This is a genomic window from Streptomyces sp. DH10 (assembly GCF_029813805.1).
In the GTDB taxonomy this organism is placed as follows: Bacteria; Actinomycetota; Actinomycetes; order Streptomycetales; family Streptomycetaceae; genus Streptomyces; species Streptomyces coeruleofuscus.
Window position 1 is genome coordinate 22,189 of sequence record NZ_JARVKU010000022.1, and the last position, 24,195, is coordinate 46,383.

Here is a 24,195-nt window from a genome sequence, read left to right on the forward strand (position 1 = left end):
GCCACTACAATATTCCCCCAAACCAGAGGCAAGCGCCGCGCCTCGCCAGTTCCTGCTTACGCTCGTCGTAGTCCGGCATGACGCGGGCGAGCAACTGCCAGAATGTGGGGCCATGGTGAGGCTCGCGCAGATGCGCGAGTTCGTGCGCCAACACATAATCAACGAGTGGTGGGGAGAGCTGGAGCGTCGCCCAGTGGATGCGCACCCGTCGTCCGGCCGTCGCACTTCCCCACTTGTGGCCGAGGTCTGCCACCTCAATGGGCCCCGCATCGACTCGCAGTCGCTCTGCCCATGCCCGAGAGCGGGGTCGTAGCCAGGCCTCGCCGCAGCGCTGGTACCAGGCGATCAGGCTTGCCTGTCCCACGCCGAGCAGCTGTCGCGGCAGGACGAGTCGGCCTCGCTCCAGGCGGACAGCGCCGTCCACTTCATCGATCTTCAGTCGATGGCTGCGCCCCAAGTACAGAAAGCCCTCACCGTCGACGAGCTCCTTGGTAATGGGCTCGTGCTGCAGAACTTCCTTCTCGACCAACTTGCGGTAGACCCACTCGCGCTTCGACGCCAGGAATTGCTGCAGCTCCTCGGTCGCCACGTCAGCGGCGGCCTTCAGACGCAGCGATCCGTCGACCTCGATGGTGAGCCGAGCCTTACGGCTGCTGCCGCCGATCTCGACAGGTACGCGCAGATCGTCAAGCTGGAGGACAGTGGTCATGAGCGCCCTCGGGTACGGAGTTGCTCCCTGATCAAAGACTGGTTGGAGCGCGCCAGCTCCATGAGGCGGTCAGCAATGGCCGCCTGCTCGGAGAACGGAAACAGGTCGCAGTCGTCCAGCTTATGGACGATGGCCTTACGCAGCTCGTCCTGGGCGTGCGGGTTTTGCCAGAATCGCACGATGCTGGCGTGCCGCAGCACCTCACCGACGATGTCTTCGGCCAGGTGCAGGATGTCCGCCCGCGCCTCGTCTGGCAGGGTGGCACTGGTGGCGAACTCGCTCTCCAGAAGGCCGTAGAAGCGGGAAACGAGCGGGTTTTCGTGGACGCGCGACGAGCTGGACTCGTCGGTTATGTCACCGAGCAGCACCTCGAGCGCGAGGCTAAGCTGGTCCCATTTGCCGGTAAGCGACTTCAGTATCTCGTCGAGGCGCTCGGAGAGCTTGGTGTAACGAGCGGGGTCCTCGTCGAAGTTCGTCCGGATGTGGAACCGCAGGGCGTGCTCCATCTCCGAGGCCTTCGCCTTGTCGGAACTAAGACCCTTAACCTTCGCGAGGAAGTCCGGGTCAGTGACCGAGACGGGTGCGATCTTCGTCGCGATATCGAGCGCCGTGACGTGCTCGTCGATCAGGGCACGCACCTTCTCGCCGTACAGCGAGGCGTTGAAGTCTCCGAGGCCGTCGTCCCGGTAGCGTCGCCGGGCGGCCTTTTGGATCAGGCCGAGCCGCTTGGCGTCAGCCACGAAGGGCAGCGCCTCGGGACGGGGCAGGATGGTGTCGAGCGTGGTGAGGAAGTGCTTGAGCAGCACGCCAAAGCGGGCCCTAAGAGCGTCGTCTGAGAGCAGGTCGACGCAGGCCTCGATGTCCTCATCCAAATCGAACGTCTCGATACCCGCCTGGGCGAAGAGCGCCACCACCCGGGCGTGCCGGTCGCGCAGCTTCGGCACCTCGTCCGCAATCGAGGCCAGCGCCCCGATGGCATCCTCGGCGTCCTCGGGCCCGTAGGCTTGGAGCGCCTTTTGCAGATGGGCGCCAACGCCGAAGTAGTCGACCAGCAGGCCGGCGGCCTTACCCGGGCTGGTCCGGTTGACACGGGCAATGGCCTGGAGCAGTTCGGCGTCCTGGATAAAGCGGTCGAGGTAAAGCGCCTGCTCGACTGGGGCATCGAAGCCGGTCAGCAGCATGGTGCGTACCAACAGGAAGGCGGCGGGACTCGTCTGCTCGCCCGGGAGGCCCAGCGGCTTCTTAAACTCGGCGATGACCGCTTCCTGACGAGCCTTGTCGGTCCACTGCAGCCAGGTCGGGGCATCGTTGTTACTGCCCGAGATCACCGGGACGAAGTCCAGAATCCGGATGAGCTCAAGGTGCGGCAGGGCGCGGACCAGGACCTGCTTGCGGCGATCGAGCCCGTCCACGTCCAGACTGCCGTCCTCGGCCCCGCGCACGAGGTGCCCCGGCAAACGCTCGATCTGCGCGACGAGGTCGTCCCGGGCGCTAAGGAGCGCCTCGCGGTACCGCACCGTCGCCAGGCGGCTGGTAGCTGACAGCTGCGCCTTAAAGCCGCCGGGAAGCACTGTCGACACGTAGTGCCAGAGGATCGACTTCGCCTTGGCGGCGATGAGTTTCGGGGCTTCCAACACGGCGCCGGTCGTGGCGTAGCGCGCCTTGAGTTTCTCGATCTCCTCGTCGGTGTGCTCGGCGAACATGTCCTCGAACAGTTCGTCCAGGTCGCTGCCGCCGACCACCGCCCCCTTGGCGGTGCGTCCCTCGTAGAAGATGGGAACGACGGCGCCGTCGTGCTCGGCCTGGCGGATCGTGTACTTGTCGATGAACGACCCGAAGATGGCGTCGGTGCGCTTTTTCCCTTCCCGCATGATCGGGGTGCCGGTGAAGCCGATCTTGGCTGCGTTCGGCAGCGCCGCCATGAGGTTGGCGTGCAGCGTCGAGGTCTGGGAGCGGTGCGCCTCGTCGACGAGGATCACGACGGTCTCGTCAGTATTGAGGACGCCGAGTGCCTCGTTCTTCTCGTCCGCGGCCATGCGGCTCTCGCCGGCGCCAGCGGCATCCGTGTCCCGGTACTTCTGGATCATGGCGAAGACCAGCGCAGGGCCCTTCTCAGCCAGGACGGTCCGCAGCTGAGCCGTGCGCCGTGCCCGGACGACGCCCTCACCGGAGAGCTTGGCGGTCTCGGAGAGCTGCTTTTCGAGGTCGGTCCGGTCAGTGATGACCACGACCTTAAAGGCGCGCAGTAATGGATCCGAGCGCATCGCCCGGACCAGAAACACCATGGTCAGAGACTTACCCGATCCCTGAGTGTGCCAGATCAGACCGCCACGGCGGTCGCTCTCGCCATCGTGAGCTCGTGTCTTGCCGGTCCGGAGACGCTTGAGCGCCCGGCCGACGGCGCGGTACTGCTGGTAACGGGCGACGATTTTGATCCGCCGGCCGTTGACCTCTGTAAACAGGGTGAAGTGCCGGATGAGGTCGAGCAGGTTGGACGGCGCCAGCATCCCGGCAGTGAGTAGCTCTTGACCCGTCAGCTCCGCCGCGGGCTTGCCGAGCCATATCGCCAGCTCGTCACCGGTAAGCGGGAAAGCGTCCTTCCACTCCAGGTAGTGCTCCGGCCCCGCGGTGAAGGTCGCGACGCGTGCCTTGTCGCCGTAGGTCGAGACCACAAATTGGTTCGTCCAGAACAACTGGTCGTTGCCCTCGGGGAGGCCGAGGTGACGCTGGTTGGCATAGCGACGTAGCTGTGTGATGCCCTCGGCCATGGGATCGGTGATGTACGGGCTCTTACACTCGATAACCACCAGGGGGATGCCGTTGACAAACAGCACGACGTCGGGAGCGACGAACTTCTTGGCCTGAGCGCCGGGCTCATCCACCCGGAACTGGCTGATCGCCAGGAAGTCGTTGCGCTCCGGGTGGTCGAAGTCGATGAATCGGACGCGCTGAGAGCGGCCCTGATCCCAGTTCGGCAAGCCCGCCACGGACACGCCCTCAAGGAGGCGCCCGGTCATCCTCTCGTTGAGCTCTATGAGCTTGCCAACTTCAGCTCGCGTCAGCGACGACACCACCTCAGCGAGGCGCGCATCGTCCAACCACGGCGAACCGTCCGGCCCAGGATTGATCTTGAGCAGCGCGGTGCGAAGCCTGTGCTCAAGGATCGAGCCGCGAAAAGAGTCGCGCCCCGTGACTGACGGGTCTGACTTCGACCCCTCGACTACCTGCCAGCCGAGACCTTCCAGCTGGCCAAGTAGCGGCTTCTCAACCTCGGTGTACTCCGAGCCCTTGCTCATGACGCAGCCTCCACAGGCACGCGGACTCGTCCGGTAAGGAGATCGGCGATCAGCCCTTTTCTAAGTGCAGTGAGCTTCATCAGCTCTCTAGCCTCGTCCGCGAGACGTCGATCGACAGCTGCAGCCCGACTGGCAATGACCGCTTGTTCCGCCAGCGGCGGAACAGCAACAAGGAGCGACTTCATTTCCGACACATTGAAGTGCTGTTGCGCCAGTCCGCCTTGCGCGCGCAACACTTGCCCTTTACCTCGATCGGAATTTACCCAGAGAGCAAGATAATCTGAGCACACTTCCGAGCCTGGACGGGTGATGATAATGTCTACGCAATTAGCAGACGGAAGCGATTGAGGAATAACGGCCGTCGTGCCAGGATAGCCCGTTCGAACGGTTACCAGATCACCCGGTTTAACGGCACTCTTAGCCATCGCCGCATGATCAGCAAGAGACATATAAACTACATCACTGACATCCAAGCCGCTCGCGCGAACATTCGCGGAGCGCAGAACTGGGACACCTGATGAACGGTAGTACTGTGTTGGACGAATGACGATGCCGACGACGATGTCTCGGGCCAGAGCGCCACACGTAGCAACTCGCCATCCACGCGGAATTAGACCAAGTGCAGTCTCCCTAAATTCGCTTGGCTCCACGCGCGGATTACGTAGGCGACCATCGCCGTTGACTCCACATGAGAGAAGATCTCTTACCAGACCCTCCCTAGCAAGGTTGAGTTTTTCTATAGTTCGCTCAACTAGATAAATCTGAGCATCCAGCGCGTCTAGGATCTCTACGATGCGCTGCTGCGCGGGCAACGGTGGCAGCTTAATTCGAAAATCGCTCAAGGCAGGCAGATTGATGTTCTGAAGCCCCGTGCTGCCGCGCATGGTCACCCTCAGATACGACCGAATGTCGTCAGAGTTCAACAGCCTGAGCAGATATCGACCAAGTACCCGACGCTGGTCGCATTTAACGCCCACAAGAAATGAGGCAAAAAGGAAATCGCTTTCATCTTCAATAATGATCGCGTTTCCGATTCGATCGGGATTACCATTCGAGCCAACAGCCAGAATCCAACCTTTGGATGCAGCCGTACGCTCCCGCACACTATCAGGGATGCCCGACAAATACACTAGGTCACTAGTTGTCAGGTTTTCTTGAATATTTGGAATCCTTAGCACGGGAACTCTTCCAGCCCCGGGATCGCGGTGTTCCTGATCAGCAGACCAGCTCACGCCTCGCTGGAAACGGACGACATCACCAATGCGAACGCTATTCATAGCCCAGCTCCTTAAGGAACCCGGCCAGCCTCGTAGCGGCAGCATCTCGCTCTGCCTCCAGTGTCGCGAGCGGCGTCTGGTATTTATCCCACCAGGTCTCAAAGGCCGCGATCACCGCCCGGCGATGACGGACAATTCGGTCGTTTGCATCGGCCACCAGGTCACGCTCCATGGCATCGAGCACGACCTGACGCGCGAACGTGTCGTCGAGAGCGCTACTGGCCGCCGCGAGACGGTCGGCGAACGCTGCCTTCTCAGCCTTGAGTTGCTTCTTCGTGGCCGTCAGCTTCGTCCTCAGTTTCTTCAGTTCGGCCGGCGACAGCGTTTCCTCGCCGGGCTCGACGTCCTCCTCTTCATCCAAGGCAGTAGCAGCCTTGATCGTGCTGTCCAGCTCGGCCATCTCGGCTTCCAGGGCGGCCAGCCGGTCTAGGTACTCGGGTAGCAGCGCCCGAGCCACCTTGTGGTCGAGCGGGTCGACCTTCGCCTTCTCTTCGGCGAGCGCGTCGAGCACCGTAGCAACCCAGGCCTCGATGAGTCCGCGGTAACCGTGGGTCGCGAGCGCCTTGAGGTCGGGCAGGCTCTCGCCCCACCAGGAGGACACAATGCCGCGGATCGCGAACGGGTCAAGCAGAGGCGTGGAGACCAGCGTGTCTTGGAAGGTCTCGATCAGGTCCTTACGTAGATCGATGAGATCGCCAGGCGACTCCAGCCTGTCGAAGCTCGCTTCCTGCGCCTCCCACCAAACCCGGATGGCGTCGAGCACGGCGCTCTCTGTGGCGACCACTCCGCAGTCAGCCTCGATCAGGCGACGGAGGTCGCGTCGCTCGGTCACGACGTCGGTGAACTGCAGGTAGTCGTTACTCTTCGAGGCCAAGAGGTGCTCTGGGGTCAGACCATGGGCGGCGAAGAGATCTGCCTTGGCGCTGACCTCGGTCTTCGGGATGCCGCCGTGCAAATGCGCCCGCACGTCCTGCGGCTCGGGGGGCGGTGTGGTGTCGACGTAGCGGCGGATATTGAGGTTGTCGTCGTCCTCCGCCAACTCGCCGCGGGAGACGACGCGCGCGAAGTCGGGAATGTCCTCGAAGGAGCGGTAGGCCGAGACGATCTTCTCAATGTGCTCGGGCTCCAGGTAGTTCTGCGCCCGGCCCTCGCGGAAGTCTCGGTCAGCGTTGATAAATAGCACCTTGCCCGCGCGATCCTTCGGCTTCGAGCCAAGGGGCCGCAGCACGAGGATGCATGCCGGGATGCCCGTGCCGTAGAAGAGCTGGGGGCCGAGACCGATGACCGCCTCAATGAGGTCGTCGTTCAGGAAGCCTCTGCGAATCTTTGCCTCGTCGCCACCCCGGAACAGCACGCCGTGCGGCATCACCGTCGTGACGAGCCCGCCAGGCCGGGTAACCGCCAGCATGTGCTGGACGAACATCAGGTCGGCCTTCTTGCCCTTCTCGGGCGTGTAACCGTAGCGGAAGCGCTCGGGGAACGGAATGGCGTCGGCTGAGTAGTTCATCGAGAACGGCGGGTTGGTGATCACCCGGTCGAAGCGCTGCAACTCCCCGCCCGTGATGTGCGCTGGGTCTTCGAGCGTCCCGTCATCGTTGTTCCGAAGATCCGCATCGGGGATGCCGTGGAGCAGCATGTTCATCTTAGAGATGGCCCAGACGCTGCCGTCCTTCTCCTGGCCGGCAAGGGCGAGGTTGCGGCCGTCGCCGCCCGACTCCTCGACGTACTCCTTGGAGAGGATCAGCATGCCGCCAGATCCCGTACACGGGTCGTAGACGCTCATGCCGGGACGCGGGTCGGCGATCTGCACCATGAGGCGGACGACGTCACGCGGCGTGTAGAACTCGCCGCCTTTCTTGCCGGCCGAGTCGGCGAAGTCCCGGATCAGGTACTCGTAGGCGGCGCCGAGGAGGTCGGGGAACTCGAAGTCCTGCTGCCGAAGCGGCACCTTGTTGAAGTGCATGATCAGCTCGCGCAGCTTCTTGTCGGACATCGACGACTGACCGATCTTGCGGTTGAAGTCGATGTGCTGAAGCACCCCGTCGAGGGATCGGTTGCTGTGCTCCAACTCCTCCAGGGCCTTGTTCAGGCCACTGCCGACCGACTTATGTAGATGATCGCGGACCTGGTCCCAGCGGGCCCGCTGCGGAACGTAGAACGTCCGGTAGAACGAGGGCGACTCGGCCCGCTGCTCAGCCTCGGCCTGAGAGCGGCCCCGTGCCCGCTGCTCCGAGATGACCTGCCACCGCTCGGCCTCGAACTGGTCGGAGGCATATTTCAGGAACAGCATCCCGAAGATGTACTCCTTGTAGGCCGAGGCCTCCATGGAGCCGCGCAGCACGTCGGCAGCGGCGAAGAGGTGCCGCTCCAGCTGCGGCAAAGTCAAGCGAGGCATCCGACAGTTCGTCCTTCCTGGCGTGCGTCAGCCCCTCGCCCCGGAGACCGAGTCGGACCAGGAGGAGCTACATCCTGCAACCTTAGCTGTGAGGACCGATAGCACATTGCTGCTTCCCTGGGCCCACGGCGGCTCGGCGCCGACACGCTTGTGGTCCGCGAGGTGCTGTCCAGTGCGACCGCCCCGGACAGGCTGGTCTTCGCAAAGCTGCCCCGAGCCCTCGGTTTCGAGGGGATCACTCCGAGAACCCCGAAGCGACGGAGGCTTACGCAGCGCGCCTCGCCGCGCTCAACGACCTCACCAGCGCCAGCTGGGGGCTACGTGGTCGAAACCCTGGCGAAGGAGTTCCGAATCCCAGCGTCCAGCAGAGCAATGCCCCGATCGTCCTGAACATCGGCATGGCTTTGGCCCAGCAGCTTAGAAGCATGGCGAAGGCTGCATCGAGCACATACTGACTGGGCGAGAAGTCACGGTCACAAGTCGGCGTTCGGAAGAGAGCCTTCTTGAATGACCGCTGTGCGAAGCTGTGGACCATCCGTGGACGGCCTGCACTTTCCAAACCATACGCAGGCCGCTGAGCAGGCCTAACGCATGAGACGCATAGGGCCTCCGAAGCCGTATGCGCAGGTTCGAATCCTGCCGGGGGCACCCTGTATGAGGTGCCCGGAGACCCCGACCAGCGGAAACGCTGCGTGCGGGGTCTTCGCGTACGTCCGGGCCCGTGCCGCGCGGAGCGGGTGCACGCCGGGGTCTGCGGGCGAGCTGGGGACGGGACCCTGGGCCATCGCCGCAGCTGAGACTGCTGGGTACGGCCGATCAGCGAAGAGAGCTTGTCGCACAGCTAGCCTCAGCCCCGCTGTCCCCCGCCGAGGCCTCAACCCCCCAGTCCCACAGCGCCTGGAGGACAGGGCCGAGGCGGTGTCCACTCGGGGTGAGCGCATAGCGCACTCGCGGTGGCCAGCCCGGTCGGCGGTCGCGCTCGACGACTCCGGCCTCGCCAAGCTGTGCCAGCCGGTCGGACAGCACCTTGTCCGACAGCATGGGCAGGGCCGCGCGCAGCTCGCTGTAGGAGCGGTCGCCGCGCAGCAGTTCGCGAACCACCAGCGTGGTCCAGCGGCCGTGCAGGGCCGCCAGCGTGATCTCCACGGGGCACTCGGGATCGGGCGCGGTGACGTTCGCGCGCGGGTCGTCGGGCAGCCCTGCCGGGTGACCAACCGTTCGGTGAGTCACGAGACCGCCTCCTAACGTGGTCGGCACTTCAATTGTCCCTGAACGGAAGGATGTTCGTCGATCATGCGAGAACTGGCCGATCGGCCCGAAGAGGTGCCCGCGGTGTTCGCCGAGCGGTTCAACAGCGGCGACGCCGCGGCGTTGGCGCAGGTCTACGAGCACACGGCTGTGCTGGTCCCGCAGCCGGGAACGCCGGTGACCGGCCCGGATCTGCACGCCGCCAACAGGCGCCTGCAGAAGTTGGGAGTTCCCATCTCGGTTCGTCCGCGGCACGTGTACCGCAACGGGGACCTGGCGCTGCTGATAGTCGACTGGGTCATCGACGGGACCGGCCCGGAGGGACAGGCTGTGTACGTCGAGGGCACTGCCACCGACGTCGCCCGGCGGGGTTCGGACGGTCGTTGGCGGTACGTCATCGACAACCCCTTCGGCTATGTCATCGACAACCCCTTCGGCACCCGTGCACAGCAACTCCTCACCGAGGAAACGCCGGAACCGTCCTGAGTGAGCACACCTGCCCGGTGCTCAAGCCCCACGGCCCTTCGCGTAGCGGCGCCGTGCCGCCGTCGCCAGCAACGCCGCGCCCGCGCAGCCGACGAGCAGAGTCCCCCACTCGGGGACGTCGGCCGCCCGCAACAGGCCCGCGACACCGAAGCTCGTGTTCCAGCCGGCCTCTGTGATGGCGGAGCCGAAGCCCTGGATGGACAGGATGGCGCCGAACAGCCAGAGCAGACCCTGGCCTGGCTTGGTTTCCGAGGTGTTGAGCTGCTGCCGCTTCCGCATGGCGGGTCCCTTCGAGGAGTTTTTTCGATGCGGTCGCATCACATCGTGCAGGCTCGACGGATATGATGCAAGTGCATCGGAAAACGGGGAGCCGGACCGGAGAGCCAGAGAGGAGCGGCGCGTGCCCAAGCAGGTCGACTACGAGGAGCGGCGGCTGCGGATCGCGGAGGCGGTGTGCGCTCTGATCGCGCGTTCCGGGATGGAGGCCGCCAGCCTCCGGGACGTCGCCGCCGAGGCGGACGTATCCATGGGGGCCGTGCAGCGGTGCTTCCGCACCAAGGAGGACATGCTGCTCTTCGCACTGGAGCACATCTCACAGCGCGTCAGCGAACGCGCCGAGCAGCGCATCGCCGCGACCTCCACACCACAGGCCGCGGCCACCCTGCTGTCGCACACCCTGGCCGAACTCGCCCTGCTGGACCAGGAGTCGAGGCTCCAGGCGCATGTGTGGCTGGCCTTCGTCAGCCAGGCTCCCGCCAGCGAGAGGCTCGCCGCCGTCCTGCACGAGACGTACGGCAAGCTCCATGACCTCGTCGTGTGGCTCATCCGCTACGGCCAGGACACCAAGGAGATCCCGCAGCATCTCGACGCCGCCCAGGAGGCGCATACGCTCCTCGCCGTGGCCGACGGTCTCACCGTCCACGTCGTCGCGGGGCATCAGTCCCCGGAGGCGGCGTCGGCCGTCCTCCAGCGCCATGTCGACTCGCTGCTGAGGTGAGTAGACGCTCGGGAGTTTTATGGCTTTCGCCCCATATGCCCCAGTGTTCTACGGTGGATACAGGTGGACAAGTACGACGCTGCTCACCCCGCACGGACATCGAGGGGACGGCCATGACGGAGACCACACAGCGCAGAGACACCACTGACGGCACGGGAAAGCAGGACCGCACCGCTCCCCCGGAGGCCCGCGGAAGCACCGCGATCGCGGACACGGTCGTGGCGAAGATCGCGGGCATGGCGGCCCGGGAGATCCCCGAGGTGTACAACCTCGGCGGAGGGATAACCAGGGCCTTCGGGGCCGTGCGCCAGCGGGTGCCCGGTGGGGGCACCGGGGTCACTCAAGGAGTCAAGGTGGAGGTCGGTGAGCGCCAGGCCGCCGTCGACCTCAACGTCGTCGTCGAGTACGGCGCCGCCATCGCCGACACCGCCGCGGACATCCGGACCAACGTCATCAACGCCGTGGAGCGGATGACCGGGCTGGAGGTCGTCGAGGTCAACATCGCCGTCGACGATGTCCATCTGCCGGACGAGGAGGAAAGCGAGGGCGGGTCCGAGCAGGAGGGGCGTCGCGTGGCCTGAGGATCCAGGTCTGCCGGAAGGAAGTTCACGGGACAGGAAGTTCACGGGACCCCCGCCCATCGCAGCAGTGCCGTCGCGCCCGCCGACGCCAGCACGACGACGAGGAACGGGGCCCTGCGCCAGGCGAGCACTGCGCCGGTCAGGACCCCGAGCGGTCGGGCGGGGCCGGTGAAGGTGTGGTCCTCGGTGAGGGCGGACGTGGCGGCCAGGGCGGCGAGCAGGAGGACCGCCGAGACCTCCAGCAGTTTCCCGGCGCGCTCCGGGAGCGTGAACCTCGCCCGCAGGGCCGGTCCGGAGAGGCGGAGCAGGAACGTGCCGGCCGCGAGGGCGAGCATCGCCGCCAGTGCCGGCGGCAGCGGTATGGCGTCGGCGGCGCTCATCGCTTCGCCTTCCGCGCGGTCTTGCCCGCATGCAGGGGCAGGGCGGCCAGTGCCAGCAGGACCGGCAGGCCCGCCGGCAGGAACGGGGTGACGGTCAGGGCCAGGGCCGCGCCCGCCAGTGCCGTGCGCCGCAGGGGTCTGTCCTTCAGCGCGGGCAGGATGAGCGCCAGGATCACCGCGGGGAACATGGCGTCCAGGCCCAGCGCGCCGGTGTCCCGCACGACGCTGCCGAGCAGTGCACCCAGCGCAGCGCCGACGGGCCAGCAGACCAGGATGCCCAGACCGCAGAGCCAGTACGCGGCCCGCTTGCGCTCCGGCTCGTCCTGGGCGAGGGCGAAGACGACCGTCTCGTCGTTCATGAGATGTGCGCCGAGGGCTCCGCGACGGCCCCGCCCGAGGACGTCGGGTACCGCCAGACCGAACGGCAGATGGCGGGCGTTGACGAGCAGCCCGGCCAGCAGCGCGGCGATCGGGCTGCCGCCGGTGGCGATGATCCCGACGAACAGGAACTCGGACGAGGCGGCGAGGACGAGCACCCCCGTCAGGACCGGGAACCACCAGGCGAACCCGGACGTGACCGCGACAGCTCCGTAGGACAGGCCGACCACCCCCACCGCCAGACAGACCAGCGCGATGTCGCGGAGCAGCGGGCCGTCCAGTGTCCGACCCTTCGGTGTTCTCCATAGCGAACGCATGATTTTTATAGTGAACATGGCCTACGATGTTCGTCAAGACGAACGAATGACCTCTGGAGCGAACACCCCATGTCCGACGCCGAGCCCGCCCCCAAGCCCCCGATCGAAGTGATCGCCGCGTCGCTGCGGTCGGAACGCGTCCGGGCGGGCCTGTCCCTCACCGAGGTCGCTCGCCGGGCCGGGCTCGCCAAGTCCACGCTCTCCCAGCTGGAGTCGGGCACCGGGAATCCGAGCCTGGAGACGCTGTGGGCGCTCTGCGTGGCCCTGGAGATCCCCTTCTCGCGGCTGGTGGCCGTGCCGCGGCCGCAGGTGCAGGTGATCCGGGCCGGGGAAGGGCCGGCCGTCGGGTCGGAGCAGAGCGACTACCGGGCCACGCTCCTCGCCGCCTCCCCGCCCGGGGCCCGGCGGGACGTCTACGGCGTCGCCGCCGAGCCGGGGCCGCAGCGCTCCTCGGCGCCGCACCCGCCCGGCGTCCTCGAGCACGTCGTGATCAGTGCGGGCCGGGCCCTGGTGGGCGTCGCCGACGAGCCGGTGGAACTCCACCCGGGCGACTACATCTGTTATCCGGCCGACGTCCCGCACGTCTTCCAGGCGCTGGAGCCCGGCACTCGTGCCGTGCTCGTCTCCGAGCACCACTGACCGCCCACGTCCGCCGACGCCCCACCGGTTGCCCTCCATCCAGGCGGGCATGGCCGGGCCGCCCCGGCCGGACATCGCCTACGCGCCGCGAGGGGTGCGGCCGGGTGCGGGGCCGGGTGCGGGTCAGGCTGAGCGCTTGCGCGGGGTCGCCTTCTTCGCGGGCGTCTTCTTCGCGGTGGTCTTCGACGCGGTGCTCTTCGACGCGGTGCTCTTCGACGCGGTCTTCTTCGTGCCCTGGCCGGACTTGGCGGTCGACTTCTTCGCGGATGCCGTCGTCTTCTTGGCCGCCGTCTTCTTCGCGGTGGACGCCGACTTCTTGCCCCCGGTCTCCTTTGGCGCCGCGCGGGCCGTCTTGCGCTGCGGGAGCGACTTGACCTCTGCGTGCTCGTCGGCCTCCTCGCCCCGGGATTCGCGTGCCGCGCGGACGCTGTTCTCCAGGGCCGCCATGAGGTCGAGGACCTTGCCGCCCGCGGCCGGCTCGGGGGCCTGGGGCAGGGCCTCGCCGGAGGCCTTCGCGGCGATGACCTCCTCGACGGCCTCGCGGTACTCGTCGTGCAGGTCCTCCAGGTCGACCTCGCCCAGGGTGTCCATCAGGGCGTCGGCAAGGTCCAGCTCCTTGTCGCGGACCGTGACGTCCGTGTCGGGGGCCAGGCCCTCGGGGGCGCGGACCTCGTCCGGCCACAGCAGTCCGTGCATGGCGATGGCGTCGCCGACCACCCGGAGCATGCCGAGGCGTTCCCGGCCGCGCAGGGCGAACTTGGCGATCGCCACCTTGTTGCTGCGCTTGAGTGCCTCCCGCAGCAGGGTGTACGGCTTCGCCGCCGGGGCGCCGCTCGCCTGGAGGTAGTACGCGGCGTCCATCTGGAGCGGATCGATCCGGTCGGCCGGGACGAAGGCGACGATCTCGATCGTCTTGGCCGTCGGGATCGGCAGGCTGGACAGGTCCTCGTCGGTGATCGGGATGATCGAGCCGTCCGCGTCCTCGTAGCCCTTGCCGATCTCCCCCTGGGTGACCTCCCGGTCCTCCAGCTCACAGAACTTGCGGTAGCGGATGCGGCCGCCGTCCTCGGTGTGGATCTGGCGGAAGGAGATCGAGTGGCTCTCGGTGGCGTTCACCAGCTTGATCGGAATACTGACCAGGCCGAAGGAGATGGCGCCGTTCCATATGGATCTCACGTGCAGCACCCTTCCGGTCACTCTCGGGAGTGTTTGTCACGATTCGCGTGGGATTCTTATCGTATGGCGCCTATCACAGTGGTGGAGGGGCGACGGCTCCCGCTCAGCAATCTGGAGAAGGTGCTGTATCCCGCCACCGGCTTCACCAAGGGCGAGGTGCTGCACTACTACGCGACCGTCGCCGAGGTCCTGCTGCCCCACCTGCGCGATCGGGCGGTGTCCTTCCTGCGGTATCCGGACGGGCCGGACGGACAGCTGTTCTTCACGAAGAACGTCCCGCCGGGTACGCCCGACTGGGTCACCACCGCCGAGGTGCCGCGGGTCGAGGGACCTTCGCGGATGGTCCTGGTGCAGGACCTGCCGAGCCTGATGTGGGCGGCCAACCTCGTCGCGGAGTTCCACACGCACCAGTGGCTCGTCGACTCGCCGGACGAGGCCGACCGCATCGTCTTCGACCTGGATCCGGGAGCGCCCGCGAGCATCGTGCAGTGCTGCGAGGTCGCGCTGTGGCTGCGGGAACGGCTCGCGGCGGACGGCATCGAGGCCTACGCCAAGACCTCCGGGTCCAAGGGGCTGCATCTGCTCGCCGCCGTGCGCGGGGCGTCCTCGGAGCGGGTGTCCGAGTACGCCAAGGAGCTGGCCGTCGAGGCGGAGAAGGCCATGCCCCGGCTCGCGCTGCACCGGATGACCAGGAACCTGCGGCCCGGAAAGGTCTTCGTCGACTGGAGCCAGAACGCCGCGCGCAAGACCACCGCGACCCCCTACACCCTCAGGGCCCGCCCCGAGCCGACCGTCTCGGCGCCCGTGACCTGGGAGGAGGTCGAGGAGTGCGGCTCGCCAGGGCGCCTGGACTTCCACGCGACCGACATCGCACCGCGGGTGCAGGACTACGGCGATCTGCTCGCGCCGCTCCTCGAACCGGGCGGCGCGGGCCGGCTGCCCTAGCCGGCCAGAGGCCTGACGGCAAGCCCTCAGCCAGGGGGCTTTTACAGCACCCCCCTCACACCCGCGTCCACGTGTTCCGGTCCCGTGCCATCGCGTGCAGGGCCTCCACGTCCGCCGGCTTCAGGACGCCGCCCTGGCGGGCCAGGGTCTGCACCTCCAGGTCCGTGAGGACGCGGACTTCGCGGGGCGCGGCCGGGACCGACACGGCCGTCGGGCCGACGAGGGCGAGCACGGGACGGACCTCCGCCGTCAGGGCGTGGGAGGCGCGGTCGGCGTCGGCGCGGACGCGGCGGAGCAGGGCGGCCGGTTCGCGGCGGCCCAGGGTGACCAGGGGGTCGGCGACCGTCACCCGCTGCTTGCGGGCGTACAGGGTGTGCAGGGCGAACAGCCCGCCGGGGCCGATGAGCAGGTGGTGGATGCGGCTGCCGCCGGGGAGCGGGACGGAGTGCACGGCGTGCCAGCCCGAGCCGTCCAGGTGGTCCAGGGCGTCCCCGACCGTCTGCTCCGCCTCCAGGGCCCGGCGGCGCGGATCGGGGCGCAGCCGGCGGGCCGGGCCGGGGTCACGGTCGAGGGCGACGAGGAGGGCCTCGCCGGGGCGGTTGGGGGCCAGGTCGTCGTCGGGGTGCAGGGTCAGACGGGCGAGTTCGGCGGGGGTCGGAACCGGGGGCGGCCCCACCGTCACCGGGCCGGTGATGAAGGGCCCGAGGGCCCGGAGCACCTCGTCCTCACGGTCCTCGCCCAGCAGGTTGACCCGGCCCGCCTCACGGTCGTACCAGGCGATGTTCCTCCCGTCCGGGAGGCAGACGTACAGCCGTTCCTGACCGTGCCGCCAGGTCGGTATGACGCGCAGTCGGTCCATGCACCATCACCCCTCTCCATGGGAACAGGCGGGGTGCTGCGGGGGCAAGAACCCGGTTACCTTTGAGAGGAGTTGGGCAGGCCTTCGGGCTCTGATGCCGGGGAGGCGCCGTTGCGTACCCGCAGGAAACCCGATGTGCCGGCTCCGGAGAGTCCCTGGAACGAGGTCGTCCCAGGGCTGTGGATGGGCGGCCACGAGTACACCGGGGCCTTGGGCCACCCGGAGTTCGCCGTCGTACGGGACGAGTTCCACCTCGTGCAGACGCTGCTGCGGCTTCCGGGGCACGGGCCCGATCCTGCCGTCCGGCACCACGTCTGGCCCATACCCGACGGGCCGCTCGACGGGACGCAGCTCGCCGGTGTCATCCGGCTGGCCGAGGCCGCGTGCGAGGCGCTGGACGAGGGCCGCAAGGTGCTCGTCCGCTGTTACCACGGGTACAACCGCTCCGGCCTCGTCGTCGCGCACGCGCTGATGCGGCGGGGAAACTCCGCCGACGCGGCGATCCGGTTGATCCGGGACCGTCGTTCGCCCTGGGCGCTGCACAACGAGCTGTTCGTCGAGTATCTGCGGGCCGGGCTGGTGACGGCCCGGCTGCTGGAGGAGCTCACCGAGTAGGGCGGCGAACGGGCTCCTCGCGCGCAAATAGGACGTCCCTGCGAATAAGGTGTACGGGGCCGACGGTCGGTCCGAGCCGTGTGATCGCCCTCGAACCCAGGAGTGCAGTGCCCGTCAGCCGCCCCGGAAGCCGTGTCGACAGCCTTGCCGGTTGCCCCGAGGGCCTCCCCGGCCGCTCGGACGGCCCTTCCGGTCGATCGCATGACCCTCGTGACCGCCCGGACGGCCTCCGCGGCCGTCCTGACAGTCCTTGCGGCCGTCCCGGACGCCGGAACCCCGGAAACGTCGCCCGTCGTGCCGCCGCCGTCGCCCTCCTGCTGGCGGCCGCCGTCGGCTGCGGGGACGCCGGTGGACTGGAGGGCGCCGGTGAGACGGCGACGGCCGTCGGGCCCGCCCGGCTCTGGCCGGAGCTGACGCCGGCGTCCAGTCCGGCCTTCGAGATCGGTGAGGTGAACACCGAGGTGGTCAAGGGCGTCAAGGTCCCCGGCGACGACATCCGCCGGGTGGATCCGGTCGGGGTCGTCCGGGCCGAGATGGCCGCGAGCCCGGGCGACTACGACGGCGACAAGGCGCCGTACCGCGACACGAACAGCAGGATGGCCGACTGCGGCAAGGGCCCGGAGCACGGCCGGTGCCCGGTTCTCAGGCCGTACTACCGGGACCTCACCGGCGACGGGCGCGACGACCTGACGCTGGGCTTCCGGCTGCTGCCCGGCAAGACCACCGCGGTGCGCGTCTACACCGTCGACGAGCACCGGCTCGTGCGGGTGATGGCCTGGGAGGACGCGCTGAGCGGCGTCGAGCTGGCCGGGCGTTCCCTCGTCATCCGCTCGCCCTCCGAGGTCGCGGGCTACGAGTACCGCCTCCAGTGGACCTGGGACCGGGACCAGCGGGCCATGCTCCTCACCCAGGACGAGATGCTGCGCACCGGCCCTCGGAAGCCCTCCCGGTACCCCTCCGCCCCGCCCTCCGCTTCTCCCTCCCTCTCCCCCTCGGCGAGCACCGGATGAGACCCACGCTTCCGCAGTGGTCCGGGACGCTCGCCGCGAAGGCCGCCGCCTTCATCACCGTGATGTGCTGCGCGCTGGCCGCCCTGCTCGGCGTCCTGGTGCACGTGCAGGTGACGAACCAGACCGTCGGCCAGGCCCGCGACCAGGCGTTGCAGCGGCTGACGCAGGCGACGGAGCGGTACGAGGCCGGGGACTCGCTCAAGCGTGGCGCCGGCGTGGATCCCCCGGGCCTGCCCCGCTCGCTGCGGAACCTCGCGGTCGGCGGGGACCGCGGCACGATGGTCTCCGACTTCCGGGGGCGCCCCACGATGTGGGCGGCCGGGCCCGCCGACGGCGACCGGGCCCTGGCCGTGGCGGTCGACTACTCGCAGCAGGCCCGCACCATCCAGGGCCTGGACCGGGCGATCCTGTGGTCGTCGGGGCTGGCGATCGGGGCGACGCTGCTGGTCGGCGCCTTCGCGGTGACGCGGGTGACGCGGCGGCTGCACACCACGGCGCTGGTGGCCCGGCGGATCAGTGCGGGCGACCTGGACGCGCGCGTGAACGACCCGCGTACGGACCCGCGTACGAAGGACCCGGCGCGCCCGCAGGACGAGGTGGCCGCGGTCGCCGCCGCGCTGGACTCCATGGCGTCGTCGTTGCAGGGCAAACTGCTCGCCGAGCAGCGGTTCACCGCGGACGTCGCGCACGAGCTGCGCACTCCGCTGACCGGACTGCACGCGGCGGCCGAACTGCTGCCCCCGGGCCGCCCGACCGAGCTGGTGCGGGACCGGGTGGCGGCACTGCGCACCCTCACCGAGGACCTGCTGGAGATCTCCCGGCTGGACACCGGCCGGGAGCGGCTGGAGCTGGACACCGAGCAGTTGGGGCCGCTGACCGAGCGGGCGGTGCGGGGCGCGGGGAGCGACACGGAGGTCAGGGTCGTACGGGACGTGGCCGTGGAGACGGACCGGCGGCGGCTGGAGCGGGTGCTGGGGAATCTCGTGGCGAACGCGCACAAGCACGGGCGGGGGCCGGTCGTGCTGACCGTGGACGGGCCGGTGGTCACGGTCCGGGATCACGGGGACGGCTTTCCGGAGTACCTGGTGGCGCACGGGCCGCAGCGGTTCCGTACCGAGGGTGGGGCCAAGGGGCATGGGCTGGGGCTGACCATCGCGCTGGGGCAGGCCGAGGTGCTGGGGGCGCGGCTGGAGTTCGGCAACGCACCGGACGGTGGGGCGGTGGCGACCCTGAGACTGGCGGCGGAGTGAGAGCTCGGGGAGGCCGGGGCGCGTTCTCCTATGGCCCACTGTGACGGGCGGGGGCCACAGGGCGCTCCTAATGTGGCGATTAGTCAGCTTCAGTACCTTCGCCCCCACATGGAGGTAACCCCCGTGTCTCTGCGCTCCCGCCTCTCCATAGCAACCGCCGCCGGGCTCCTCGCCGCCGCGGCCGCCGTCACGCCCGCCGCAGCCGCGCACGACGTCTGGGACCCGAGCGGTGGCAACGGGAACCACCACGACCCCAGCGGCGGCAACGGGAACCACCACGACCCGAGCCTGTTCAGGGGCGTCGTCACGGCGAACACGCTGGCCCTGCGCAGCGCCCCGAACCGCGGCTCGCAGATCATCCGGCACGCCCACAAGGGCGACATCGTCAGCATCTTCTGCAAGACCGGCGGCGAGACCGTCCAGGGCAACCCCCTCTGGTACCTCCTCACGGACGGCACCTGGGCCTGGGGCGCGGCCCGCTACATCGACAACATCGGACCCGCGCCACGCTGGTGCTGACATTCGGTCACCCAAAGGCACACAAGATGCACTGTTTGGGTAGGTTCCGGACATGAGCAAGGCCGGAATCACCGTGGCGACGGCGGACCCGCCCGCGCCCGCCGTCCGCCGCCTCCCCCGGCGCCGGGGTATCGAACTCGCCCTCATCGTCCTGGCCGTACTGCTGTCCGTGTACGGCTACTGCGCCGTCGGCCTCGCCCAGCACGGCACGCTCCCGCCCGGTGCCGCCGGCTACGGCGCCGGGCTCGGCGTGCTCGCGCTGCTGGCGCATCTGGCCGTACGCCTGCGGGCGCCGCACGCCGACCCGCTCCTCCTGCCCATCGGCGTGCTGCTCAACGGGCTCGGCCTGGTGCTCATCTACCGGCTCGACCTGGAGACCCCGGGCGACCGGGCGGCACCGGCCCAGCTGATCTGGTCGACTCTCGGCGTGACGCTGTTCATCCTGGTCGTCCTGCTGCTGCGGGACCACCGGGTGCTCCAGCGCTACACGTACGTCTGTGTCGTCGCCGCGCTCGTGCTGCTCACCCTGCCGATCCTGTTCCCGGCGGTGAACGGCGCCCGCATCTGGATCCGGATCGCCGGGTTCTCCATCCAGCCGGGCGAGTTCGCGAAGGTGCTGCTGGCGGTGTTCTTCGCCGCGTACCTGGCCGCCAACCGCAGCGCCCTCGCCTACACCGGCCGCCGCGTCTGGAGGCTCCAGCTGCCCACCGGCCGGGTGCTCGGCCCGATCGTCGCCGTCTGGCTGGTGAGCGTCGGCGTCCTGGTCCTGGAGCGTGACCTGGGCACGTCCCTGCTCTTCTTCGGCGTCTTCGTGGTCCTCCTCTACGTCGCCACCGGCCGCACCGGCTGGATCGCCGTCGGCCTGCTGCTGGCCGCGCTGGGGGCGGTCGCCGTCGGCCGGCTGGAGCCGCACGTGCACAGCAGGATCGAGACGTGGCTGCACCCGTTCGCTTCGATCGAGGCGGGCGAGGGCCCGGGCCAGCTCGCCCAATCCCTGTTCGCCTTCGCGGAGGGCGGCATGCTCGGCACCGGCCTCGGACTCGGCCACTCGATCCTCATCGGCTTCGCCGTGAAGTCGGACTTCATCCTGGCCACGGCGGGCGAGGAACTCGGCCTGGCGGGGCTCTCCGCGATCTTCCTCCTCTACGGCCTGCTGGTGGAGCGCGGCTACCGTGCCGGTCTCGCCCTGCGCGAGCCCTTCGGGCGGCTGCTCGCCGTCGGCCTCTCCTCGCTCGTGGCGCTCCAGGTGTTCGTGATCGCGGGCGGGGTGACCGGGCTGATCCCGCTGACCGGCATGGCGATGCCGTTCCTGGCGCAGGGCGGTTCGTCGGTGGTGACCAACTGGGCGATCGTGGCGCTGCTGGTCCGGGTGAGCGACTCGGCCAGGCGGCAGGGCGACGGGCAGGACACCCGGTGACGCGGCACATCCGGCACGCCGGCCTCTTCTGCGCCCTGCTGCTGGTGGCGCTGCTGCTGAACGCCGCCCGCGTCCAGGTCGTCCAGGCCCCCGAGTACGACCGCAACCCCGCCAACCGCCGCCCCGACATCGCCCGTTACGAGGAGCCGCGCGGCGACATCCTGGTCGGCGACCGGCCGGTCACCGGCTCGAAGGACACCCGCGAGCACCTGCGCTACGAACGGACGTACACGGACGGCCCCTTGTACGCCCCGGTCACCGGCTTCGCCTCCCAGCTGTACGGGACGACGCTCCTGGAGAAGGCGGAGGACGGCATCCTTTCCGGCACGGACCCGATGCTCGCGCCGTTCCCGCTGTGGAACGACTTCACGCGGGCCCGGAACTCCGGCGGGGACGTCGTCACGACCCTCGACCCGGCCGCGCAACGGGCGGCGTACCAGGGACTCGCCGGGCTCAAGGGCGCGGTCGCGGCGCTGGAACCGTCGACCGGCCGGATCCTGGCCCTGGTGTCCCGCCCGTCCTACGACCCCCAGCCGCTGTCCGGGAACGGGTCGGCGGCGGCGAAGGCGTGGAAGCGGCTGAACGCGGACCGGGACCGCCCGATGCTCAACCGGGCGGCACGGCAGACGTATCCGCCGGGCTCGACCTTCAAGGTCGTCACCGCGGCGGCCGCGCTGGACGCCGGCGTGGTCACGGACCTCGAGGCGCCGACGGACTCCCCCGACCCGTACACCCTGCCCGGGACGCGGACCCGCCTGACGAACGCGTCCCGGGGCTGCCGGGACGCCTCCCTGCGCGAGGCCTTCACCCTCTCCTGCAACACCGTGTTCGCCAAGCTCGGCGTGGAGGTGGGCGGGACGGACATGACGGCCACGGCCCATGCCTTCGGCTTCAACAACCCGGCGCTGCGGATTCCCTTCCCGGTGGCCCGGTCCACCTTCGACACCTCGCTCGACCGGGCGCAGCTCGGTCTGTCGTCGATCGGTCAGTACAACACCCGCGCCACACCGCTCCAGATGGCGATGGTCGCGGCGGCCGTCGCCAACGGCGGTCAGGTACGGGAGCCGTACCTGGTGGAGCGCACGACCCGGCCGAGCGGCAGCACTCTCGCGACATCCGGTTCGCGCGGGGTCCGCCAGGCGATGTACCCGTCGACCGCGGTCCGGCTGCGCGCGCTGATGCGGGAGGTGGTCGAGAAGGGCACCGGACGCCGGGCCGCGATCCGGGGCGCCAAGGTGGGCGGCAAGACCGGCACCGCCCAGCACGGCCTCGGCAACTCCGGCATGCCGTACGCCTGGTTCATCTCCTGGGCTCAGGGCGACCGCGACCCGGCGCCGCGGGTGGCGGTCGCGGTGGTCGTGGAGGACGCGGAGGCGGAGCGCCGGGACGTCAGCGGGGGCGGCGACGCGGCGCCGATCGCCCGGGCGGTGATGGAAGCGGTACTGGCCCACACGAGGTAGACGCCGGGTCAACAAGTCGCGCACAGGGGATTGACGAGCTTGCTGACAGGCAGTCTCATAAGGGGAACAGTGACGTGTGCACAACGAGGTGGGCAGCCATGACGACCCTGACGGAAGCCGACGCGCTCAACGGCCTGCGCGATGCCCTGGGCCTGCTCAAGGACCGGGAGCAGGTGGCCCAGCGGCTGCTCGACTCCTCCGCCAAGCACTCCTTCGACCCGGACAAGGAACTGGACTGGGACGCGCCCTTCGAGGAGGGCAAGTGGTTCTGGCCGCCGGAGCTGGTGTCGCTCTACGACACGCCGCTCTGGAAGCGGATGGGCGAGGAGCAGCGGATCCTGCTCTCCCAGCACGAGGCGGCGGCACTGGCCTCCCTCGGCATCTGGTTCGAGATCATCCTGATGCAGCTGCTGGTCCGCCACATCTACGACAAGGCGGCGACGAGCGCGCACGTGCGCTACGCGCTCACCGAGATCGAGGACGAGTGCCGGCACTCCAAGATGTTCGCCCGCCTGATATCCCACGGCGGCACACCCTGGTACCCGGTCAGCCGCGCCCACCAGCACCTGGGCCGCCTGTTCAAGACCATCTCGACCACCCCGGGTTCCTTCACGGCGACCCTGCTCGGCGAGGAGGTACTCGACTGGATGCAGCGCCTGACGTTCCCCGACGAGCGGGTCCAGACCCTCATCCGCGGCGTCACCCGCATCCACGTCGTGGAGGAGGCCCGCCACGTGCGCTACGCCCGCGAGGAACTGCGCCGCCAGATGGTGACGGCCCCCAAGTGGTCCCAGGAGTTCACCCGCATCACCTCCGGGGAGTTCGCCCGGGTGTTCTCGGTGGCGTTCGTGAATCCCGACGTCTACACGAACGTGGGCCTGGACAAGCGGGAGGCCCTCGCACAGGTGAGGGCGAGCGGCCATCGCCGCGAGGTCATGCAGAACGGGTCCAAGCGGTTGACGGACTTCCTTGACGACATCGGGGTGTTGCGGGGGGTCGGACGGCGGCTGTGGAAGTCGTCGGGGTTGCTGGCGTAAGGGCACCGGGAGGGGCGTCGTGGTGTCACTGCCGCATCACGAAAGCGAACCCGGGTCACGTCATGTCCATGCAGGGTGACTACTGTCCTCCTTGAACTCGTCACCCTCCGTGGCCCTGAAGGAGATCACCACCGCATGTCCCCCCGCACCCGCCTCACACGGCTCGCCGCCCTCGGAGCCACGACCGCTCTCACCCTGACCGCGTGCGGCGGCCAGGCCGCCTCGGACTCCGGCAGCGAGGACACCCCGCAGGGCGTGGTCAGCAAGGCCGCCGCCAAGAAGATCGCCGATCACTACGAGGCGGTCAACAACAAGGCCAACGCGGCGCAGGACGAGAAGCTCCTGGGGACGGTCGAGGCAGGTCAGGTCTACGCGATGGACAAGGCCACCTACACCCTCTTCGAGACCTGGCCGAAGAAGGAGCAGCAGGCCTATGCCAAGCCCTTCTCCTACCGGGACCGCGAGTACGTGATCCCCGAGAAGGGCACGGCCACCTGGTTCGCCGTGCGGGCCAAGTCCAGCGAGAACAGTGAGAACAGCGTGCTGCTGGTCTTCGACAAGGTGGGCGGCACCTACAAGATGGTGCTGTCCTTGTGGGCCGACGGCGAAGAGCCCCCGAAGCCGGCCCTCGACCGCCACGGTCTCGCCGAGGCCGTCGACCCCGGCACCAAGGTCGGCAAGCTCGCCCCCTCGGACATCGGTGCCGCCTACGCGGACTTCCTCGAGACCGGCGGCAAGAAGAAGGGCAAGGCCCTGACCTCCACGAAGCCGCTCGAGAACGCCAAGAAGACCTACCAGCGGAGCAGCACCGAGGGCGCGGCCGGCGGCAAGGCCACCGAGAGGTTCTTCGCCAAGACCCCCGCCGACCCGAGCGTGTACGCCCTGCGGACCGCCGACGGTGGCGTCCTCGCCCTGTTCCCGGCCGCCCACAAGCAGGAATCCCTGCTGAAGGAGTCCTACCGCTCCATCGCGGATCTCGTCCCCAACGACGAACAGTCCGCTCTCGGCGCCACCAGGGGCGCCCTCATCACCGACGTGTTCGAGGGCCAGGGCCTGGCCGAGCTGACCCCGAAGTCCGCCAGGATCACCGCCGTCGACTTCCAGCACGTCGACGCGCGATAGCAGGCGGCCCACTCCGCCGCACCCGCCGACGGCGAGAAGAGGCCGTGTCGGGGGTCCGCCCGCAGCGGTTGGCGCGTCAACG

The 24,195-nt window shown here is 68.6% G+C and carries 23 protein-coding genes; 13 read left to right on the top strand and 10 right to left on the bottom strand.

From position 1 onward, the window contains the following. Nucleotides 1–4 precede the first annotated feature (4 nt). The 5 genes from QC385_RS34265 to QC385_RS34285 form a co-directional block, all read right to left on the bottom strand. Nucleotides 5–709 carry a M48 family metallopeptidase gene (locus QC385_RS34265; protein ID WP_279545255.1) on the bottom strand — a complete coding sequence of 235 codons (705 nt, stop codon included), beginning with the start codon at nucleotides 707–709 and terminating at the stop codon, nucleotides 5–7. Continuing rightward, nucleotides 706–4,005 (bottom strand): type I restriction endonuclease subunit R, encoded by a 3,300-nt coding sequence (locus QC385_RS34270; protein ID WP_279545256.1) that lies wholly within the window; start codon nucleotides 4,003–4,005, stop codon nucleotides 706–708. Before QC385_RS34270 ends, QC385_RS34265 begins: the two co-directional genes overlap by 4 nt. Beyond that, entirely contained in the window at nucleotides 4,002–5,282 is a 1,281-nt protein-coding gene (locus tag QC385_RS34275) for a restriction endonuclease subunit S (protein ID WP_279545257.1), read from the bottom strand. The genes QC385_RS34270 and QC385_RS34275 overlap by 4 nt, the downstream gene beginning before the upstream one ends. Beyond that, nucleotides 5,275–7,662 (bottom strand): type I restriction-modification system subunit M, encoded by a 2,388-nt coding sequence (locus QC385_RS34280; protein WP_279545258.1) that lies wholly within the window; start codon nucleotides 7,660–7,662, stop codon nucleotides 5,275–5,277. Before QC385_RS34280 ends, QC385_RS34275 begins: the two co-directional genes overlap by 8 nt. Before the next feature lie 831 nt (nucleotides 7,663–8,493). Then, nucleotides 8,494–8,907 (bottom strand): winged helix-turn-helix transcriptional regulator, encoded by a 414-nt coding sequence (locus QC385_RS34285; protein WP_279545259.1) that lies wholly within the window; start codon nucleotides 8,905–8,907, stop codon nucleotides 8,494–8,496. Nucleotides 8,908–8,970: 63 nt separating this feature from the next. Here QC385_RS34285 and QC385_RS34290 point away from each other — a divergent pair, with 63 nt between their 5' ends. Further along, on the top strand, nucleotides 8,971–9,411 hold the full coding sequence (locus tag QC385_RS34290; RefSeq protein ID WP_279545260.1) for a YybH family protein: 441 nt from the start codon (nucleotides 8,971–8,973) through the stop codon (nucleotides 9,409–9,411). A 21-nt stretch (nucleotides 9,412–9,432) separates the two neighbouring features. Here QC385_RS34290 and QC385_RS34295 read toward each other — a convergent pair whose 3' ends face one another. Next, nucleotides 9,433–9,690, bottom strand: coding sequence for a hypothetical protein (locus QC385_RS34295; protein ID WP_086852218.1), 258 nt, complete (start codon nucleotides 9,688–9,690; stop codon nucleotides 9,433–9,435). 121 nt (nucleotides 9,691–9,811) lie between these two features. Here QC385_RS34295 and QC385_RS34300 point away from each other — a divergent pair, with 121 nt between their 5' ends. Both QC385_RS34300 and QC385_RS34305 read left to right on the top strand, forming a co-directional pair. Continuing rightward, entirely contained in the window at nucleotides 9,812–10,408 is a 597-nt protein-coding gene (locus tag QC385_RS34300; protein WP_279545261.1) for a TetR/AcrR family transcriptional regulator, read from the top strand. A gap of 113 nt (nucleotides 10,409–10,521) precedes the next feature. Further along, a complete protein-coding gene (locus QC385_RS34305; protein WP_279545262.1) occupies nucleotides 10,522–10,989 on the top strand; it encodes an Asp23/Gls24 family envelope stress response protein in 468 nt (155 codons plus the stop codon). A 41-nt stretch (nucleotides 10,990–11,030) separates the two neighbouring features. Here the strand turns inward: QC385_RS34305 and QC385_RS34310 are convergent, their stop codons facing one another. Both QC385_RS34310 and QC385_RS34315 read right to left on the bottom strand, forming a co-directional pair. Beyond that, on the bottom strand, nucleotides 11,031–11,369 hold the full coding sequence (locus QC385_RS34310; protein ID WP_279545263.1) for an AzlD domain-containing protein: 339 nt from the start codon (nucleotides 11,367–11,369) through the stop codon (nucleotides 11,031–11,033). Further along, nucleotides 11,366–12,064, bottom strand: a complete 699-nt coding sequence (locus QC385_RS34315) for an AzlC family ABC transporter permease (RefSeq protein WP_279545264.1) — start codon at nucleotides 12,062–12,064, stop codon at nucleotides 11,366–11,368. The genes QC385_RS34310 and QC385_RS34315 overlap by 4 nt, the downstream gene beginning before the upstream one ends. A gap of 69 nt (nucleotides 12,065–12,133) precedes the next feature. Between QC385_RS34315 and QC385_RS34320 the strand changes: the two genes are divergently transcribed. Then, nucleotides 12,134–12,703: a helix-turn-helix domain-containing protein gene (locus QC385_RS34320; protein WP_279545265.1), complete on the top strand. Its 570-nt coding sequence runs from the start codon at nucleotides 12,134–12,136 to the stop codon at nucleotides 12,701–12,703. A 123-nt stretch (nucleotides 12,704–12,826) separates the two neighbouring features. On the opposite strand, the gene ku is transcribed toward QC385_RS34320, so the two are convergent. Further along, entirely contained in the window at nucleotides 12,827–13,879 is a 1,053-nt protein-coding gene (gene ku / locus QC385_RS34325) for a non-homologous end joining protein Ku (RefSeq protein WP_443033063.1), read from the bottom strand. 63 nt (nucleotides 13,880–13,942) lie between these two features. On the opposite strand from ku, the gene ligD reads away from it, so the two are divergent. Next, entirely contained in the window at nucleotides 13,943–14,824 is an 882-nt protein-coding gene (gene ligD, locus QC385_RS34330; RefSeq protein ID WP_279545266.1) for a non-homologous end-joining DNA ligase, read from the top strand. A gap of 55 nt (nucleotides 14,825–14,879) precedes the next feature. On the opposite strand, the gene QC385_RS34335 is transcribed toward ligD, so the two are convergent. Continuing rightward, nucleotides 14,880–15,683, bottom strand: coding sequence for a nuclease-related domain-containing protein (locus tag QC385_RS34335; protein WP_279545267.1), 804 nt, complete (start codon nucleotides 15,681–15,683; stop codon nucleotides 14,880–14,882). Between the two features lie 111 nt (nucleotides 15,684–15,794). Here QC385_RS34335 and QC385_RS34340 point away from each other — a divergent pair, with 111 nt between their 5' ends. From QC385_RS34340 to QC385_RS34375, 8 genes are all read left to right on the top strand, one after another. Then, entirely contained in the window at nucleotides 15,795–16,298 is a 504-nt protein-coding gene (locus QC385_RS34340; RefSeq protein WP_279545269.1) for a protein-tyrosine phosphatase family protein, read from the top strand. Nucleotides 16,299–16,612: 314 nt separating this feature from the next. After that, nucleotides 16,613–17,308 carry a hypothetical protein gene (locus tag QC385_RS34345; RefSeq protein ID WP_279545384.1) on the top strand — a complete coding sequence of 232 codons (696 nt, stop codon included), beginning with the start codon at nucleotides 16,613–16,615 and terminating at the stop codon, nucleotides 17,306–17,308. Continuing rightward, on the top strand, nucleotides 17,305–18,558 hold the full coding sequence (locus QC385_RS34350; RefSeq protein ID WP_279545270.1) for a HAMP domain-containing sensor histidine kinase: 1,254 nt from the start codon (nucleotides 17,305–17,307) through the stop codon (nucleotides 18,556–18,558). The genes QC385_RS34345 and QC385_RS34350 overlap by 4 nt, the downstream gene beginning before the upstream one ends. Nucleotides 18,559–18,681: 123 nt before the next feature. Continuing rightward, nucleotides 18,682–19,077, top strand: a complete 396-nt coding sequence (locus tag QC385_RS34355; protein ID WP_443033064.1) for an SH3 domain-containing protein — start codon at nucleotides 18,682–18,684, stop codon at nucleotides 19,075–19,077. Nucleotides 19,078–19,129: 52 nt separating this feature from the next. After that, entirely contained in the window at nucleotides 19,130–20,494 is a 1,365-nt protein-coding gene (locus tag QC385_RS34360; protein WP_279545272.1) for an FtsW/RodA/SpoVE family cell cycle protein, read from the top strand. Beyond that, entirely contained in the window at nucleotides 20,491–21,954 is a 1,464-nt protein-coding gene (locus tag QC385_RS34365; protein ID WP_279545273.1) for a penicillin-binding transpeptidase domain-containing protein, read from the top strand. The genes QC385_RS34360 and QC385_RS34365 overlap by 4 nt, the downstream gene beginning before the upstream one ends. Before the next feature lie 98 nt (nucleotides 21,955–22,052). Next, nucleotides 22,053–22,991: an AurF N-oxygenase family protein gene (locus QC385_RS34370; protein WP_279545274.1), complete on the top strand. Its 939-nt coding sequence runs from the start codon at nucleotides 22,053–22,055 to the stop codon at nucleotides 22,989–22,991. Nucleotides 22,992–23,126: 135 nt separating this feature from the next. Beyond that, a complete protein-coding gene (locus QC385_RS34375; protein WP_279545275.1) occupies nucleotides 23,127–24,113 on the top strand; it encodes a hypothetical protein in 987 nt (328 codons plus the stop codon). The last annotated feature ends 82 nt before the right edge of the window (nucleotides 24,114–24,195 follow it).

Bases quoted from the DNA above. Each gene is read 5' to 3' on its own strand.
- QC385_RS34315 (WP_279545264.1), bottom strand. From the start codon at position 12,064: ATGCGTTCGCTATGGAGAACACCGAAGGGTCGGACACTGGACGGCCCG.
- QC385_RS34360 (WP_279545272.1), top strand. From the start codon at position 19,130: ATGAGCAAGGCCGGAATCACCGTGGCGACGGCGGACCCGCCCGCGCCC.
- ligD (WP_279545266.1), top strand. From the start codon at position 13,943: ATGGCGCCTATCACAGTGGTGGAGGGGCGACGGCTCCCGCTCAGCAAT.
- QC385_RS34275 (WP_279545257.1), bottom strand. From the start codon at position 5,282: ATGAATAGCGTTCGCATTGGTGATGTCGTCCGTTTCCAGCGAGGCGTG.
- QC385_RS34295 (WP_086852218.1), bottom strand. From the start codon at position 9,690: ATGCGGAAGCGGCAGCAGCTCAACACCTCGGAAACCAAGCCAGGCCAG.
- QC385_RS34290 (WP_279545260.1), top strand. From the start codon at position 8,971: ATGCGAGAACTGGCCGATCGGCCCGAAGAGGTGCCCGCGGTGTTCGCC.
- QC385_RS34320 (WP_279545265.1), top strand. From the start codon at position 12,134: ATGTCCGACGCCGAGCCCGCCCCCAAGCCCCCGATCGAAGTGATCGCC.
- QC385_RS34350 (WP_279545270.1), top strand. From the start codon at position 17,305: ATGAGACCCACGCTTCCGCAGTGGTCCGGGACGCTCGCCGCGAAGGCC.
- QC385_RS34335 (WP_279545267.1), bottom strand. From the start codon at position 15,683: ATGGACCGACTGCGCGTCATACCGACCTGGCGGCACGGTCAGGAACGG.
- QC385_RS34305 (WP_279545262.1), top strand. From the start codon at position 10,522: ATGACGGAGACCACACAGCGCAGAGACACCACTGACGGCACGGGAAAG.
- QC385_RS34370 (WP_279545274.1), top strand. From the start codon at position 22,053: ATGACGACCCTGACGGAAGCCGACGCGCTCAACGGCCTGCGCGATGCC.
- QC385_RS34265 (WP_279545255.1), bottom strand. From the start codon at position 709: ATGACCACTGTCCTCCAGCTTGACGATCTGCGCGTACCTGTCGAGATC.
- QC385_RS34310 (WP_279545263.1), bottom strand. From the start codon at position 11,369: ATGAGCGCCGCCGACGCCATACCGCTGCCGCCGGCACTGGCGGCGATG.
- QC385_RS34375 (WP_279545275.1), top strand. From the start codon at position 23,127: ATGTCCCCCCGCACCCGCCTCACACGGCTCGCCGCCCTCGGAGCCACG.
- QC385_RS34270 (WP_279545256.1), bottom strand. From the start codon at position 4,005: ATGAGCAAGGGCTCGGAGTACACCGAGGTTGAGAAGCCGCTACTTGGC.